Origin of the sequence: Microbacterium jepli, assembly GCF_047237905.1 — a bacterium.
Classification (GTDB): domain Bacteria; phylum Actinomycetota; class Actinomycetes; order Actinomycetales; family Microbacteriaceae; genus Microbacterium.
In genome coordinates, this window is sequence record NZ_JBDFLW010000003.1 from 395,809 (window position 1) to 409,620 (window position 13,812).

Here is a 13,812-nt window from a genome sequence, read left to right on the forward strand (position 1 = left end):
GTCGGCGCGTTCGGGCCGCGTCGGGCGCTGGGACGACGCCCCCGTGAGGTCACACGGCCCGCTCCGTCAGCGCGCCGTCCCGCTCCAGGCGCAGCCGGAGATCCAGGCCGAGTCGGTTCAGGAACACGTCGTCGTGGCTGACGACGATCACGGCGCCCCGGTACGCCTCGAGCGCCTCGACCAGCCGGTCGACCGTGTCGAGGTCGAGGCTGTTCGTCGGCTCGTCGAGCACGAGCAGCTGCGGCGGCGGATCGGCCAGCAGCAGCCGGGCCAGGGCGACGCGGAACCTCTCGCCGCCGGAGAGGGTCGACACCGTCCGGTCGACGACGTCGCCGCGCAGGAGGAATCGCGCGAGACGGTTGCGCACGTCGCCGGCGGGCACCTCCGGCGCCGCGGCGCGGACGTTCTCGAGGACGGACGCGCCGTCGTCGAGCCCGTCCCTGCGCTGCGGGAGGTAGCCGACCCGGTCGGTGTGCAGCACCGTGCCGCACGCGTTCCGCCCCGCCACCAGATGCTCGAGCAGCGTCGTCTTGCCCGCGCCGTTCGGCCCGGTCACCGCCACTCTCTCGGGCCCCTGCACGACCCACTCCCGCGTGCCGTCGCCGATCGTGGCGATGCGGCGGCCGGCCGCGACGTCCGGGTCGGGAAGGTCGATGCGGATGCGCGCGTCGTCGCGCACGCGCCGCTCGGCGACGTCGAGAGCGCGCTGCGCCGCCGCCTCGCGGTCGGCCTTCTCTCCGCGCAGCCGTCCCGCCGACACCTGGGCCGCCCCGCGGCGCGCGTTCATCACGATGCGCGGCTCCCGCTTCTCCGCGTAGGCCGTGGCGCCCATCTGTCGGCGGCGGGCCAGCGTCGTCTCGGCCTCGACGCGCTCGCGCTTCTCACGCTTCAGCGTCTGCCGGGCCGCCTTCTCTGCCTGCCGGGCCGCCGCCTGCTCGCCGTCCATCCACGCCCGCCACTGGCTGTACGGACCGCCGAACACGCTCACGGCGTTCTCGTGCAGCTCGGCGGTGGCGTCCATGACGTCCAGGAGCGCGACGTCGTGGCTGACGACCACGAGCGCGCCGCGCCATCCTGAGACCATCCCGGCGAGGCGTGCGCGGGCGTCGCCGTCGAGGTTGTTGGTCGGCTCGTCCAGCAGGGTGATCGGGGCCGCGCGCAGCCGGATGCCGGCCAGCGCCACGAGCACCGCCTCGCCGCCCGAGAGCGAGCCGATGGGGCGGTCCAGCGCGTCGGGCGGGAGTCCGGCGTCGACGAGGGCGGCCGCGGCGCGCGCCTCCACGTCCCACTGCGTGCCGATGACGTCGAAGTGTCCGGGGTCGACGTCGCCGGACTCCACGGCGCGCACGGCGCGGAGCACCTCCTCGATGCCGAGCAGCGCGGCGACCGGGCGACCGACGTCGAGCGTCAGGTGTTGCGGCAGCACGGCGACCTCGCCGGACGCGGCGACCGTGCCCGACGTGGGCTGCAGCTCGCCGGCGATGAGGCGCAGAAGCGTGGTCTTGCCCGAGCCGTTGCGGCCGATGAGCCCCGTGCGGCCGGCGCCGAGCGCCCCCGACACGGAGGTCAGCGCGGCGGAGCCGTCAGGCCAGCGGTACGAGAGCCGGTCGAAGACGATGGACGGGCGAGGTGAGGAATGCGACATGAGTGCTCCGAGGGTTCGCGGGCACTGACGACATCGGGGTCGCGGCTCACCGGCACGACGAAGAGCCGTGGCAGCCGGAGGCGGCGGGATCGACGGTCAGCGCGGGAAGGGGCGCAGACGCGTCGGGATCGACGATCAACGCGTGGTCACTGCGCGTTCGCGACGATCAGAGTCACTGTCATTCCTCACACTCGGGACAGGAGCGAGGCCACGATACCCGAGGTGGGCGCCGCATTCCAGGGCGGGATGCCGCGGCATCCGCTTCAGGCGACCGTGCCGCCGCCCTCCCGGGCCTCGTCGAGGCGCTTGCGCAGGAAGACGTTGACGTCGTCGATCTCCTGGTCGGAGACGCTGTGGGTGAGGCCGGGATAGACCCGGCCGCTGAGGTCGACCCGGCTCGGCAGCCACTGGGCCGTGTGGTCCACCAGCGCGAGCGGGATCACGTCGTCGGCGGTGCCGCGGCCCCAGAAGACCGGCGGACGCCGCTCGGCGAGAGCGCCGTCGCCGGCGAGGTCGCCGGGCGCGACATAGCCGCTGAAGTTGACGACGAAGTCGATGCGCTCGGGCTCGAGGCGGAGCGCCTGCAGCGCGACGGCGGCGCCCTGCGAGAACCCGAGGAGTCCGACGCGAGAACCGGATGCCGCGGCATCCAGCCACTGCAGAACCCCGCGTGCGGCGGCGGTGACCCTCCCGGGGTCGCGTCCGTCGAGGCCCTCGATCGGATACCAGGAGTGCCCCGGCGACGGCCACGGCGGCGCGAGCGGCGCCCGCGGCGCGGCGAGGACGAACTCCTCCGGAAGCAGCCGCGCGAGGGCGAACAGGTCGCGCTCGTCGGCGCCGTAGCCGTGCAGCAGCACGAGCAGCGGACGCCCGGCGCGCTCGCCGGGTCCGGCGGACCAGAGGACGGCGGACGGATCCAGGGGAGCGGTGTCGGAGTCGGCGGCCATGCACCCATCCTCCCAGCCGCCGCCGACGTCCGATCGGGGCCGTGAGGTATACAAGAGGCATGCCGGTGCGCACACCCGATCCCGACCCGAACGACCGCGACGACGAGGGCGCCCGCCGTGATCCGCTCTCGGGTATGAGGGCTGGTCAGGGCCCCCGTGATCTCAACGACGGCGGGTTCGGCTCGCCCGATCGCGGGAGCGCGGCCAACCCCGGGTGGCTCAGCGAGGTGGAGCTCGCCGAGGCGCGCCGGCGCCTCCCGATGCTCTACGTCGAGGCGATCCCCGTGCGCACCGACGGCATGGGCGCCGTCACCGACGTGGGCATCCTGCTCCGCGCGACCCCGATGGGCGAGATCACGCGCACCATCGTCAGCGGACGCGTGCGCTACGGCGAGTCGATCCGCGATGCTCTCTTCCGCCACCTCGAGAACGACCTCGGGCCCATGGCCTTCCCGCTGCTGCCGCCGCAGCCGAACCCGTTCACCGTCGCCGAGTACTTCCCGCTCCCCGGCATGAGCGCCTTCCACGACGACCGTCAGCACGCGGTGTCGCTCGCGTTCGTCGTGCCGGTCACCGGCACGTGCGAACCGCGCCAGGACGCGCTGGAGGTCACCTGGATGTCACCGCAGGAGGCGGCATCCGACACCCTCTCCGCCGAGATGGAGGGCGGCAGGGGCACGCTCGTGCGGCTGGCGCTGGCCAGCGTCGGCGCCCTGCGCTGACACGCGTTCCCCGCCCGGCTGTGTGTTGGGTGTGATCGCGGACACCGGGCCGGCACCGGCGTAGCCTGAACGCATGAGTCCTGCCCGCCGAGCCGCCCGCCGCCGCGCCTTGACCTGGACCGCCGCCGTCGGCGTCCCGGTGCTCGTGGGCGCCGCCATCCTCGTCCCGGTCGCCGCGAGCGGCGCGACGGACCTTCCCGACAAGACGCCGGCCGAGCTGCTCGCCTTCGCCGCGGACAGCGACGTGACCGCGCTGAGCGGCACCGTCGAGCAGTCCTCCGACCTGGGCCTGCCCGACCTGGGTGCGCTGGCCGGCTCCACCGGCGACGACGGCTCCGCGGCCGACGTCGACGACCTGCTCGAGCTGGTCACCGGCTCGCACACCGCAAAGGTCTATCTCGACGGCGACAGCGCCCGCGTGCAGGTGCTCGACCAGCTCGGGGAGCGCAACGTCTACGTGGACGGCGCCTCCGACCAGGCCTGGTTCGTCGACAGCGAGACCCAGACGGCGACGCAGCTCTCCTTCCCCTCCGACGCGAAGCAACACGAGTCGGCTCCGTCCGACACGACACTGCCCACGCCCGAGGCGATGCTCGACCAGGCTCTGGCGCGACTCGATGAGACGACCGACGTCACCGTCGGCACCGACGGGCGGGTCGCCGGCCGCGACGTGTACGAGCTCGTCCTCACGCCGCGCAGCCAGGACACGCTCGTCGGCGAGCTGCGGTTCGCCATCGACGGCGAGACCGGTGCGGCTCTGAGCGCGTCCGTCACCGCCCGCGGCGCCTCCGACCCGGCCTTCGCCGTGGGGTTCACGCAGGTCGACTTCTCTGCTCCGGATGCCTCCGTGTTCGCCTTCACCCCCGGCGACGGCTTCCAGGTCACGCAGAAGGACATCGCACCGCCCGAGGGCGACCACGCGAAGAAGCCGGCGGATGCCGCGGCCCCGACCGTCTACGGCGAGGGCTGGTCGACGGTCGCCGAGCTCCCCTCCCGCGGGTCCGGCGCACTGACCGACCTCGACCCCTCGGAGAGCGCGTTGCTCGACAGCCTCACGACGGCGGTCGACGGCGGTCGCGTCCTGCAGACGTCGCTCCTCAGCGTCATGATCACCGATGACGGACGCGTGCTCGTCGGGGCCGTCCCGACCGACCGTCTCGTCGAGGCCGCCCAGACCGGCAGCTGAGTCCGTGACGACCGCCGACACGGCCGGCTCGCCGGACGACGGACTGGCCGTGCAGACCGTCGGGCTGACCAAGCGCTTCGGCGCGCAGACGGCCGTCGACGGCATCGACCTGGCCGTTCCGCGCGGCTCCGTGTTCGGCTTCCTCGGACCCAACGGATCGGGCAAGACGACGACGATCCGGATGCTGCTCGGCCTGCTCCGCTCGACGTCGGGCCAGGCGCGGGTGCTGGGGGAGGACATGCCGACGTCGCTCGACGCGGTGCTGCCGCGCGTGGGCGCGCTCGTGGAGGGGCCCGCGTTCGCGCCCTTCCTGACCGGCGAGCAGAACCTCCGCCGCTTCGACGCGGCCGACAGGCACTCCGCCGCCCGCACTCGCGACGCGCGGGTCGCCGCGGCGCTCGAGCGGGTCGGCCTCACGCACGCCGCGAAGAAGAAGGCGCACGCCTACTCGCTCGGCATGAAGCAGCGCCTCGGACTCGCGAATGCCCTGCTCATGCCGCGCGAGCTCCTCGTGCTGGACGAGCCGACGAACGGTCTCGACCCGCAGGGCACGCGCGAGGTGCGGGCGCTCATCCGCTCCTTCGCCGCCGACGGCACCACGGTGTTCGTCTCGAGCCACCTGCTCGCCGAGATCGAGCAGCTGTGCACGCACGTCGGGGTGATGAGCGGCGGCCGGCTCGTCGCGCAGGGCACGCTGGACGATTTCCGCGGCGCCGGTGCACTGCCGCGCGTGCGCGTGCGCACCCCCGATGTCGATGCGGCGCGGGCCGTGCTCTCGGAGCGGGGCGTGACGACCGACGCCGGGGACGCGGCATCCGATCTCGACGTCGTCACCGGCACGCTCACGGCCGACACGGTCGCCGAGCACCTCGTCGCCGCGCTCGTCGAGCGCGGTGTGCGCGTGCGCGGCTTCGAACTGCTGGGGCAGAGCCTGGAGCAGCGGTTCGTGCAGCTGACCGGGGAGGGCTTCGATGTCGTCGCCTGAGGCCGGCCGAGGCGGCGGGTCGGGCGGCTCGGGCACGCTCCGGCTGCTCGGAAACGAGCTCTCGACGCAGTTCCGGCGCTGGCGGACGTGGGCCATGCTCGCCGCGCTCGCGCTCATCCCGATCCTCATCGGCGTCGCGCTGAAGCTCGTGGGCGGCTCGTCGCCGGGCCGCGGCCCGGCGTTCCTCGACCAGATCACGAACAACGGCCTGTTCGTCGGACTCGCCGCGGTGACCGTCGCGATCCCGCTGTTCCTGCCGCTGACGGTCAGCGTCGCAGCCGGCGACGCGATCGCGGGCGAGGCGAGCCACGGCACGCTCCGGTATCTGCTGATCGCCCCGGCCGGCCGCGTGCGGCTGCTGATCGTCAAGTACCTCGCCGCGGCGGTGTTCTGCATCGTCGCGGCCCTCACGGTCGTGCTGGTCGGCACGCTCGTCGGCCTCGCGCTGTTCCCGATCGGACCCGTCACGCTGCTGTCCGGCGCCCAGGTCCCGATCGGCGAGGGACTGCTGCGGCTGCTGGCCATCGCCGCGTACGTCGCGGTGTCGCTCCTGGGTCTGTCCGCGATCGGGCTGTTCTTCTCCACGCTGACCTCGGTGCCGATCGGCGCCATGGCCGCGACGGCGATCCTCGCGGTGACGGCGCAGATCGTCGGGGCGATCCCGCAGCTCGACGCGCTGCATCCCTGGCTCTTCACCGACCGCTGGCTCGACTTCGCCGACCTGCTGCGGGCGCCGGTGGTCTGGGACTCGTTCGTCTCGAACGCGCTGCTACAGGGCGCCTACATCGTCGTGTTCGGAGCGGCCGCGATGCTGCGCCTGTCGCGCAAGGACATCCTGAGCTGACGGATGCCGCGGCTGCGGCTCCGGAGGGATCCGGTCGCGGCGAACCGGCTTCAGCCTCCGGTCGCACCCCCGCGCGCACCGGTGGTGAGGCGCCCCAGCTCGGCGACGAACGCGTCGACGTCGTCCTCGGAGGTGTCGAACGAGCACATCCAGCGCACCTCGTTGCGCGCGGCGTCCCAGTCGTAGAAGCGGAAGCGCTCGCGCAGGCGATCGGCGACGCCGTCGGGCAGGGTCGCGAAGACGCCGTTGGACTGCGTCGGCTGCGTGAACGAGACACCGGCGATCGAGCCGTCGGCCAGGCCCGCCTCGACAGCGGTGCGGAGGCGTTTGGCCATGGCGTTCGAGTGCGTGGCGTTGCGCAGCCACAGGTCGTTCTCGAGCAGCGCGATGAGCTGCGCCGAGACGAACCGCATCTTGCTCGACAGCTGCATGTTGAGCTTGCGGAGGAAGGTGAGCCCGGTGGATGCCTCGGGGTCGAGCACCACGATGGCCTCGCCCAGCATCGCGCCGTTCTTGGTGCCGCCGAAGCTCAGCACGTCGACGCCCGCGTCGCGCGTGAAGGCGCGCAGCGGCACGCCCAGCGAGGCCGCGGCGTTGGAGATCCGCGCGCCGTCGAGGTGGAGGCGCATGCCGAGGCTGTGCACGTGGTCGGCGATCGCGCGGATCTCCTCGACCGTGTAGACGGTGCCGAGCTCGGTCGACTGGGTGATGGAGGCCACCAGCGGCTGCGCCCGGTGCTCGTCCCCCCAGCCCCAGGCCTCGCGGTCGATGAGCTCGGGGGTGAGCTTGCCGTCCTCGGCGGGCACGGTGAGCAGCTTGATGCCGGCGACCCGCTCGGGCGCGCCGCCCTCGTCGACGTTGATGTGCGCGGTGGAGGCTGCGACCACGGCGCCCCACCGGGGGAGCATCGACTGCAGGCCCACGACGTTGGCGCCGGTGCCGTTGAAGACGGGGAAGGCCTCGACGCCGTCGCCGAAGTGCTGCGCCATGACCTCCTGCAGGCGGGCGGTGTAGACGTCCTCGCCGTACGCGATCTGGTGGCCGCCGACGGCTGCCGAGATGGCCTCGAGCACCTCGGGGTGGATGCCGGAGTAGTTGTCGGAGGCGAAGCCGCGGACGGCGGTGTCATGGAGGGGCGAGTGCGTCACGCACCCAGCCTAGATCGCCCTCCCCGGCCGCCGTCCCGCCCGCCCGCCCGCCCCGGCCCGCCGCGTGCACAAGTCAGGCATTTCGGTCGCGACGACGGTGACATCCGCCCTGACGGACGATCGGGGGCCGGTTCTGCCTGCGATGTGCACGCTGAGCACGGGGTGGGCAGCCTGCACCAGCCGCGACGGTGGGGGTTTCGCGTGTCGGGGGTTCATGGTTGCCTACCGGTATGAGCAGCGCCGACGACGTCGCAGCGGCCCGACCGGCACCCACTGCGCCCGGGCCGCCGGGCGGCATGCGCACGTTCTTCCACGTCCTCGTCAACACGATGATCGCCAACGTGACGACGAGCTTCCTGTGGTTCGGGCTCACGTTCTGGGCCTACCTCGAGACCCAGTCGGTGCTCGCCACCGGGCTCATCGGCGGCGCCTACATGCTGTTCATCGCGGTGCTCTCGATCTTCTTCGGCACCATCGTCGATCGCCACCGCAAGCACCGCGTCATGGTCATCTCCAGCGTCGTCACGCTCGCGTCGTTCCTCGCGGCGGGCGCGCTGTGGCTGTCCTTCCCCGAGGCCGACATGGCCGACCTGGGTCAGCCGTGGTTCTGGCTGTTCTCGGTGATCATCCTGTTCGGCGCGGTCATCGAGAACATGCGCAACATCGCGCTGTCCACGACGGTCACCCTCCTCGTCCCGGTCGAGCGGCACGCGAACGCCAACGGCCTCGTGGGCACGGTGCAGGGCATGGCCTTCATCGTCACGAGCGTCTTCAGCGGCCTCGCGATCGGCTTGGCCGGCATGGGGTGGACGCTGGCGATCGCCGTGGCCTTCACGCTCGTCGCGCTCGTCCACCTCGTCTTCGTGCGCATCCCCGAAGACAAGCCCGCAGCCGCCGACGGCCGGGCCCCGGCCATCGACCTCCGCGGCAGCATCACCGCGATCCGCGCGGCGACGGGGCTGTTCGCGCTGATCATCTTCTCGACCTTTAACAACCTCATCGGCGGCCTCTACATGGCGCTGATGGACCCCTACGGGCTGACGCTCTTCCCCGTCGAGATCTGGGGTGTCGTGCTCGGCATCAGCGCCACCGGCTTCATCGTCGGCGGACTCGCCATCGCCAGGTTCGGTCTCGGGCGCAACCCGATCCGCACGATGCTTTTCCTCGTCGTCGTGATGGGGGTGCTCGGCGCGCTCTTCACCATCCGCGAGTGGCCCTGGCTGTACCTCGTCGGCATCTGGCTGTACATGTGCCTGATCCCGGGCGTCGAGGCGGCCGAGCAGACGGTGATCCAGAAGGTCGTGCCCTTCGAGCGGCAGGGGCGGGTGTTCGGCTTCGCTCAGGCGTTCGAGGCGGCCGCGGCCCCGATCACCGCGTTCCTCATCGCGCCGATCGCGCAGTTCTGGATCATCCCCTACATGGACTCCGCCGACGGCCGCAGCACCTGGGGGTGGCTGCTCGGAGACGGCGCGGCGCGCGGCATCGCCCTCGTGTTCCTCTTCGGCGGCATCCTGACCGTGCTGCTCGCGGTGCTGGCGTTCCGCACGCGTGCCTACCGGCACCTGTCCGCGCTCTACCAGGACGAAAGTGGATCAGTCCCCGCCGCCGAGGGTGACGACGGTGCCGTTGACGTCGGCAGCATCCGACCGCCACAGTCCGACGAACGCGTCGGAGAGCGTCGACTCGAGACCTGACAGCGCCTTCACGCGGAAGACGACGGATGCTGCGGCCAGCGGCTCTCCGGCATCTCGAGCCGCCTTCGCGAAGCCCTGCCCGACCGCGCGCGCCCAGGCCTCCGAGGCGGCCTTCACCGCCGCGTAGTTCGCGCCCCCGGCCAGTGGCCGCTCGACCGCGGTGGACGAGACGATCGCCTCGCGCGCGCCCGTGGATGCGCGGAGATCGGCGTCGAAGGCGCGGCTGACGTGACGGAGAGCGGTGAGCGACTGCTCCAGCGCGCGGTAGTCGTCGTCGCTCTGACCGGCGAGTCCGCCGCCGCCGCGCCATCCGCCGACGAGGTGGAGTACGCCGTCCACGCGCACGCCGTCCGCCTGCAGCCGGGCGGCGAGGTCGACGACCGACTCCTCCAGCCCGAGGTCGGCCACCTCGACGCGGATGCCGGGCACTGATCGCGCCAGATCGTCCAGCTTCGATCGGTCGCGGCCGACGGCGATGACGTCGGCGCCCGCATCGGTCAGCGCGCGTGCGGCCGCGAGACCGCTCGCGCTCGTCGCGCCCGCGATGAGCACCGTGCGACCGGCGACGCCGCCCGACGCGACGCCGGTCGCGGCATCAGCCGCCGCGGTGACCGCGTCGTCGATCTCAGGCATCGCCGGCGCGGATCCCGGCCGTGGACTCGATCACCGGGCGCATCTTCTTCTCGAGCGCCTCGAAGAACATCGACAGTGGGAACTCGTCGTCGCGCACCTGGTCGGTGAACCCCTTCGGCGGGCCGGACAGCACCTCGTCCGACAGGCCGCGCGCCCACGCCGAGGCCGGGTGCGGGGTTAACGTCGACGACACGAGGTCGTAGGCGGCCAGCCAGTGCGAGGTCTTCGGCCGGTCGATCGACTTCCAGTACAGCTCGTCGATCGCATCGCCCAGGGCCACGACCGCGGCGGGCACGGCGTCCCAGTCGAAGGCGAGGGCGGTGTCGGTCCAGTGCAGCACGCCGCGCTGGTGCAGCCAGGCGAACAGCAGCTGGCCGCCGACGCCGTCGTAGTTGCGCGTGCGCGTGCCGGTGATGGCGAAGCGGAAGATGCGGTCGAAGATCACCGCGTACTGCACCAGTCCGGCGTGCTCGAGCGTCTCCGCCTCGACGGCCGACAGCTCCTCGCCGCCGTCGCGACGCGCGCGCAGGCGCTGCTGGATGGCGACGCTCTCGCGGAAGGCGGTGAGGTCGCAGCGCAGCTCCTCGAGCGAATACAGGAAGTACGGCATCCGCTGCTTGATCATGAACGGGTCGAACGGCAGGTCTCCGCGCATGTGCGTGCGGTCGTGGATGATGTCCCACATCACGAACGTCTTCTCCGTGAGCGCCTGGTCGTCGAGCATGCGCGCGGCGTCGGCCGGCAGGTCGAGCTTCGTGATCTCGGCCGCTGCGCGCACGACGCGACGGTACCGCGCGGCCTCGCGGTCCTGGAAGATGGCGCCCCAGGTGAACGACGGGATCTCGCGCATCGCGACTGTCTCGGGGAAGAGCACCGCGGAGTTGGTGTCGTAGCCGGGCGTGAAGTCGATCAGGCGCAGCGAGACGAACAGCTTGTTGCCGTAGTCGCCGGCCTCGAGCTGGGCGATGAACTCCGGCCAGATGACCTCGACCAGCAGTGCCTCGACCAGGCGGCTCGACGATCCGTTCTGCGTGTACATCGGGAAGACGACGAGGTGGCGGGTGCCGTCGACGCGCTGACGCTGCGGCTGGAACGCGAGGAGCGACTCGTAGAAGTCGGGGATGCCGAACCCCGCGGCATCCCACCACCGGAAGTCCTCCACCAGCGCCTCGAGGTAGGCCGCGTCGTGCGGGAAGGCGGGAGCCAGCGCGCGCACGGAGGCGACGATGGTCGCGACGTGCGTGCGGGCGGCATCGTGATCGGATGCCTCGGGCACCGACCCGTCCGTGGTCTGGAGAGCCTGCAGCGCCGTGGCCGCCACCTTGAGCCCAACCCACGCCGCGGAGGTCTCCGCGAGCGCGGCGTCCTCGACGACCTCGGGCTCTCCGACGATCGAGTGAGCGGCACCGAGGGGCTGCGTCTGGCTGAAGGACATGGGGAACCTCCGATCAGGAAGGGTCGGCCGCGGGCGCGGCGAGGCGGAAGCGCGGGTGCGCAGGATCCATTCTGAGGGAAACGCGTCTGAAAAGGAATTCTTCCGGCTGAAGCGTCGATCGCTGGATATCCTTACGGCCATGGTGGATCACAGCGGCCCGGTGCCCGAAAGACTCGATGCCGTCGACGTCCGCATCGTCGGGGCCATCTCCGAGGACGCGCGGGCGACGCTCGCGCACCTCTCGGCGCGGGTCGGCCTCTCCGTCTCCGCCGTGCAGTCGCGGCTGCGGCGCCTGGAGTCCCGGGGCGTCATCACCGGCTACCGCCCCGTGCTCGACGCGGAGGCGGTGGGTCGCCCCCTGTCCGCCTTCGTCGAGATCACGCCGCTCGATCCCGGGCAGCCCGACACCGCCCCCGAGCTCCTGGAACACCTCGACGCGATCGAGGCCTGCCACTCGATCGCCGGTGACGCCAGCTACATGCTGTTCGTGCGCGTCCCGACGCCGCGTGCGCTGGAGGAGCTCATCCGCGACATCCGCGCAGCGGCCGCGGTCAACACCCGGACGACGATCGTCCTGCAGACCTATTTCGAGAACAGGTCGATCGTGCCGGCGCCCGCCGCCTGACGGAGCCCGCGGCCAGGGCTCGATATACCTCTGGAGACGGATGCCGCGGCCCGGCGTGCTCGCGTAGCGTGACACCGTGTTCCGCCCCCTGACCCCGACGCGCCTGACCGTCGACATCGTCGTGGCCGCGGTGTTCTTCGCGGTCACGAGCTGGTTCCACACGCCGGGATCCGGCACGGTGGAGATCGCGCTGGGGCTGGTCGTCTCGGCGATGATGGCGGCCGCCGTCGGCCTGCGCCGCCTGTCTCCCGTCCTCGCGCTGAGCGTCGCGTGGGTCGGCGCCGGAGTGCAGATGGCGGGCGGGCTCAGCCCGATGCCCAGCAACCTGGCCGTGCTGGCGGTGCTCTACACGACGGCGGCATACGGCACGCGGGCGGTCTTCTGGGTCGGCTTCGCATCGTCGCTCGTGGGTGCGGCGGTCATCACCGTGTACCTCTTCGCCTCCTCGCTCAGCTTCTCGTTCGGCGTCGACGACGCGGTGCTGTCGCTCGCCTTCGTCACCTACGTCGCGGCGACGTTCGGGCTGCTCCTCGCCTGGACGGCCGGCGCGCTCGTGCGCACCGCACTGCGCGCACGCACCACGCGCCGGGCGCAGCAGCGGGCCGAGGCGGAGGCGATGGCCGAGCAGGAGCGGGTCGCGATCGCGCGCGACATGCACGACGTCGTCGCCCACTCGCTGGCGGTCGTGATCGCACAGGCCGACGGGGCGCGGTACGCGGCATCCTCCGACCCGTCGGCGGCACCCGCCGCGCTCGCGACGATCTCGTCGACCGCCCGTGCGGCGCTCGCCGACGTGCGGCTGCTGCTCACCCAGCTCCGTCACCGGGAGGGGGACGGTCCGCAGCCGACGATCGCGGATCTCGAGGAGCTCTACGCCCAGGTGCGCGGCGCCGGTGTGGCCCTCCGTGTCGACGTCGACCCCGCGCCGCCGGGTGAGCCGCCCGCCGCGGTGCAGCTCGCGGTGTACCGCATCCTGCAGGAGGCGCTCACGAACGCCCTGCGGCACGGCACCGGCGAGCCCGTGCTCGTCGGGCTCGCGTGGCATCCCGACCGGGTGCAGCTGACCGTGACCAACCCGGTGCGCCCCGCCGGCCGGCGCGCGGAGGCAGGACACGGCCTGATCGGCATGCGGGAGCGGGCGTCGCTCGTCGGCGGCACCCTCACCGCGGCGGAATCCGACGGCCGGTTCACCGTGACGGCGACCCTTCCGGTCGGCGGACCCGTATGAACGGGGAGCCGATCCGCGTGCTGCTGGTGGATGACCAGGTGCTCTTCCGCGCGGGCATCCGCATGCTCGTCGATTCGCAGCCCGACCTCACGGTGGTGGGTGAGGCGGCCGACGGTCGCGAGGCCATCGCCGCCGTGGGCGCCGCCAAGCCCGACGTCGTGCTGATGGACATCCGCATGCCCGTGATGGACGGACTCGCCGCGACCGCCGAAATCCTGCGGGAGGCCGATCCGCCGCGCGTCGTCATGCTGACGACGTTCGATCTCGATGAGGCCGCGGCTCGGGCGATCCGCGGGGGCGCGAGCGGGTTCCTGCTTAAAGACGCCGAGCCGGAATTCCTCCTGGCCGCCATCCGCACCGTGCACGCCGGGTCGGCCGTGATCGCCGCCGCGGCGACGCGCGACCTCTTCGCCCACTTCGCGGCGCCCACCGCACCGCCGGTCCCGAGAGAGTTCGACGAGCTGACCTCGCGCGAGAAGGAGATCTTCGCCCTCGCGGCGCGGGGGCTGTCCAACGCCGAGATCGCCGAGCGGGAGTACCTCTCCGAGGCCACCGTCAAGACGCACGTCAGCCGCATCCTCGGCAAGCTCGGGCTGCGCGACCGGGTGCAGCTGGTGGTCTTCGCCTTCGCCCACGGTCTGGCGACCGCGGCGGACTGAGGGCGCGTGGCCGGTCTCGGCCGCGGCGTCCCGCTCCGCCGTGCGCGGGCCCGGGCGTCGC

General features: G+C 72.4%; 13 protein-coding genes. 8 read left to right on the forward strand and 5 right to left on the reverse strand.

Annotation, left to right across the window (positions count from 1 at the left end):
• Positions 1–49 precede the first annotated feature (49 nt).
• Positions 50–1,645, reverse strand: a complete 1,596-nt coding sequence (locus ABC304_RS02515; protein ID WP_412928739.1) for an ABC-F family ATP-binding cassette domain-containing protein — start codon at positions 1,643–1,645, stop codon at positions 50–52.
• Between the two features lie 263 nt (positions 1,646–1,908).
• Positions 1,909–2,592 (reverse strand): alpha/beta hydrolase, encoded by a 684-nt coding sequence (locus ABC304_RS02520; RefSeq protein ID WP_412928740.1) that lies wholly within the window; start codon positions 2,590–2,592, stop codon positions 1,909–1,911.
• Between the two features lie 59 nt (positions 2,593–2,651).
• Between ABC304_RS02520 and ABC304_RS02525 the strand changes: the two genes are divergently transcribed.
• The 4 genes from ABC304_RS02525 (at position 2,652) to ABC304_RS02540 (ending at position 6,329) form a co-directional block, all read left to right on the forward strand.
• Complete coding sequence (locus tag ABC304_RS02525) at positions 2,652–3,314, forward strand: NUDIX hydrolase family protein (RefSeq protein WP_315269678.1); 663 nt, start codon at positions 2,652–2,654, stop codon at positions 3,312–3,314.
• A gap of 73 nt (positions 3,315–3,387) precedes the next feature.
• Positions 3,388–4,500 carry a LolA family protein gene (locus ABC304_RS02530; RefSeq protein ID WP_412928741.1) on the forward strand — a complete coding sequence of 371 codons (1,113 nt, stop codon included), beginning with the start codon at positions 3,388–3,390 and terminating at the stop codon, positions 4,498–4,500.
• 4 nt (positions 4,501–4,504) lie between these two features.
• Positions 4,505–5,485 (forward strand): ABC transporter ATP-binding protein, encoded by a 981-nt coding sequence (locus ABC304_RS02535; protein ID WP_412928742.1) that lies wholly within the window; start codon positions 4,505–4,507, stop codon positions 5,483–5,485.
• Positions 5,472–6,329: an ABC transporter permease gene (locus tag ABC304_RS02540; protein ID WP_412928743.1), complete on the forward strand. Its 858-nt coding sequence runs from the start codon at positions 5,472–5,474 to the stop codon at positions 6,327–6,329. The genes ABC304_RS02535 and ABC304_RS02540 overlap by 14 nt, the downstream gene beginning before the upstream one ends.
• Before the next feature lie 50 nt (positions 6,330–6,379).
• Here the strand turns inward: ABC304_RS02540 and ABC304_RS02545 are convergent, their stop codons facing one another.
• Positions 6,380–7,477, reverse strand: coding sequence for a threonine aldolase family protein (locus ABC304_RS02545; protein ID WP_412928744.1), 1,098 nt, complete (start codon positions 7,475–7,477; stop codon positions 6,380–6,382).
• A gap of 230 nt (positions 7,478–7,707) precedes the next feature.
• Here ABC304_RS02545 and ABC304_RS02550 point away from each other — a divergent pair, with 230 nt between their 5' ends.
• Positions 7,708–9,171 carry an MFS transporter gene (locus tag ABC304_RS02550; RefSeq protein WP_412928745.1) on the forward strand — a complete coding sequence of 488 codons (1,464 nt, stop codon included), beginning with the start codon at positions 7,708–7,710 and terminating at the stop codon, positions 9,169–9,171.
• Here the strand turns inward: ABC304_RS02550 and ABC304_RS02555 are convergent.
• A complete protein-coding gene (locus tag ABC304_RS02555) occupies positions 9,070–9,804 on the reverse strand; it encodes an SDR family NAD(P)-dependent oxidoreductase (RefSeq protein WP_412928746.1) in 735 nt (244 codons plus the stop codon). The two genes, ABC304_RS02550 and ABC304_RS02555, sit on opposite strands and share 102 nt — an antisense overlap.
• Entirely contained in the window at positions 9,797–11,239 is a 1,443-nt protein-coding gene (locus ABC304_RS02560) for a DUF6421 family protein (protein ID WP_412928747.1), read from the reverse strand. The genes ABC304_RS02555 and ABC304_RS02560 overlap by 8 nt, the downstream gene beginning before the upstream one ends.
• A 139-nt stretch (positions 11,240–11,378) precedes the next feature.
• Between ABC304_RS02560 and ABC304_RS02565 the strand changes: the two genes are divergently transcribed.
• The 3 genes from ABC304_RS02565 to ABC304_RS02575 all read left to right on the forward strand — a co-directional run bounded on the left by ABC304_RS02565 (position 11,379) and on the right by ABC304_RS02575 (position 13,751).
• Positions 11,379–11,864, forward strand: coding sequence for an Lrp/AsnC family transcriptional regulator (locus ABC304_RS02565; RefSeq protein ID WP_412928749.1), 486 nt, complete (start codon positions 11,379–11,381; stop codon positions 11,862–11,864).
• A 76-nt stretch (positions 11,865–11,940) separates the two neighbouring features.
• Positions 11,941–13,092, forward strand: a complete 1,152-nt coding sequence (locus ABC304_RS02570; RefSeq protein WP_412928750.1) for a sensor histidine kinase — start codon at positions 11,941–11,943, stop codon at positions 13,090–13,092.
• Positions 13,089–13,751, forward strand: a complete 663-nt coding sequence (locus ABC304_RS02575; RefSeq protein ID WP_412928751.1) for a response regulator — start codon at positions 13,089–13,091, stop codon at positions 13,749–13,751. The genes ABC304_RS02570 and ABC304_RS02575 overlap by 4 nt, the downstream gene beginning before the upstream one ends.
• Positions 13,752–13,812: the final 61 nt, after the last annotated feature.

Excerpts from the sequence above, each read along its gene's own strand:
- ABC304_RS02550 (WP_412928745.1), top strand. The coding sequence starts at position 7,708 with ATGAGCAGCGCCGACGACGTCGCAGCGGCCCGACCGGCACCCACTGCG.
- ABC304_RS02565 (WP_412928749.1), top strand. The coding sequence starts at position 11,379 with ATGGTGGATCACAGCGGCCCGGTGCCCGAAAGACTCGATGCCGTCGAC.
- ABC304_RS02560 (WP_412928747.1), bottom strand. The coding sequence starts at position 11,239 with ATGTCCTTCAGCCAGACGCAGCCCCTCGGTGCCGCTCACTCGATCGTC.
- ABC304_RS02520 (WP_412928740.1), bottom strand. The coding sequence starts at position 2,592 with ATGGCCGCCGACTCCGACACCGCTCCCCTGGATCCGTCCGCCGTCCTC.
- ABC304_RS02540 (WP_412928743.1), top strand. The coding sequence starts at position 5,472 with ATGTCGTCGCCTGAGGCCGGCCGAGGCGGCGGGTCGGGCGGCTCGGGC.
- ABC304_RS02525 (WP_315269678.1), top strand. The coding sequence starts at position 2,652 with ATGCCGGTGCGCACACCCGATCCCGACCCGAACGACCGCGACGACGAG.
- ABC304_RS02515 (WP_412928739.1), bottom strand. The coding sequence starts at position 1,645 with ATGTCGCATTCCTCACCTCGCCCGTCCATCGTCTTCGACCGGCTCTCG.
- ABC304_RS02575 (WP_412928751.1), top strand. The coding sequence starts at position 13,089 with ATGAACGGGGAGCCGATCCGCGTGCTGCTGGTGGATGACCAGGTGCTC.
- ABC304_RS02530 (WP_412928741.1), top strand. The coding sequence starts at position 3,388 with ATGAGTCCTGCCCGCCGAGCCGCCCGCCGCCGCGCCTTGACCTGGACC.
- ABC304_RS02555 (WP_412928746.1), bottom strand. The coding sequence starts at position 9,804 with ATGCCTGAGATCGACGACGCGGTCACCGCGGCGGCTGATGCCGCGACC.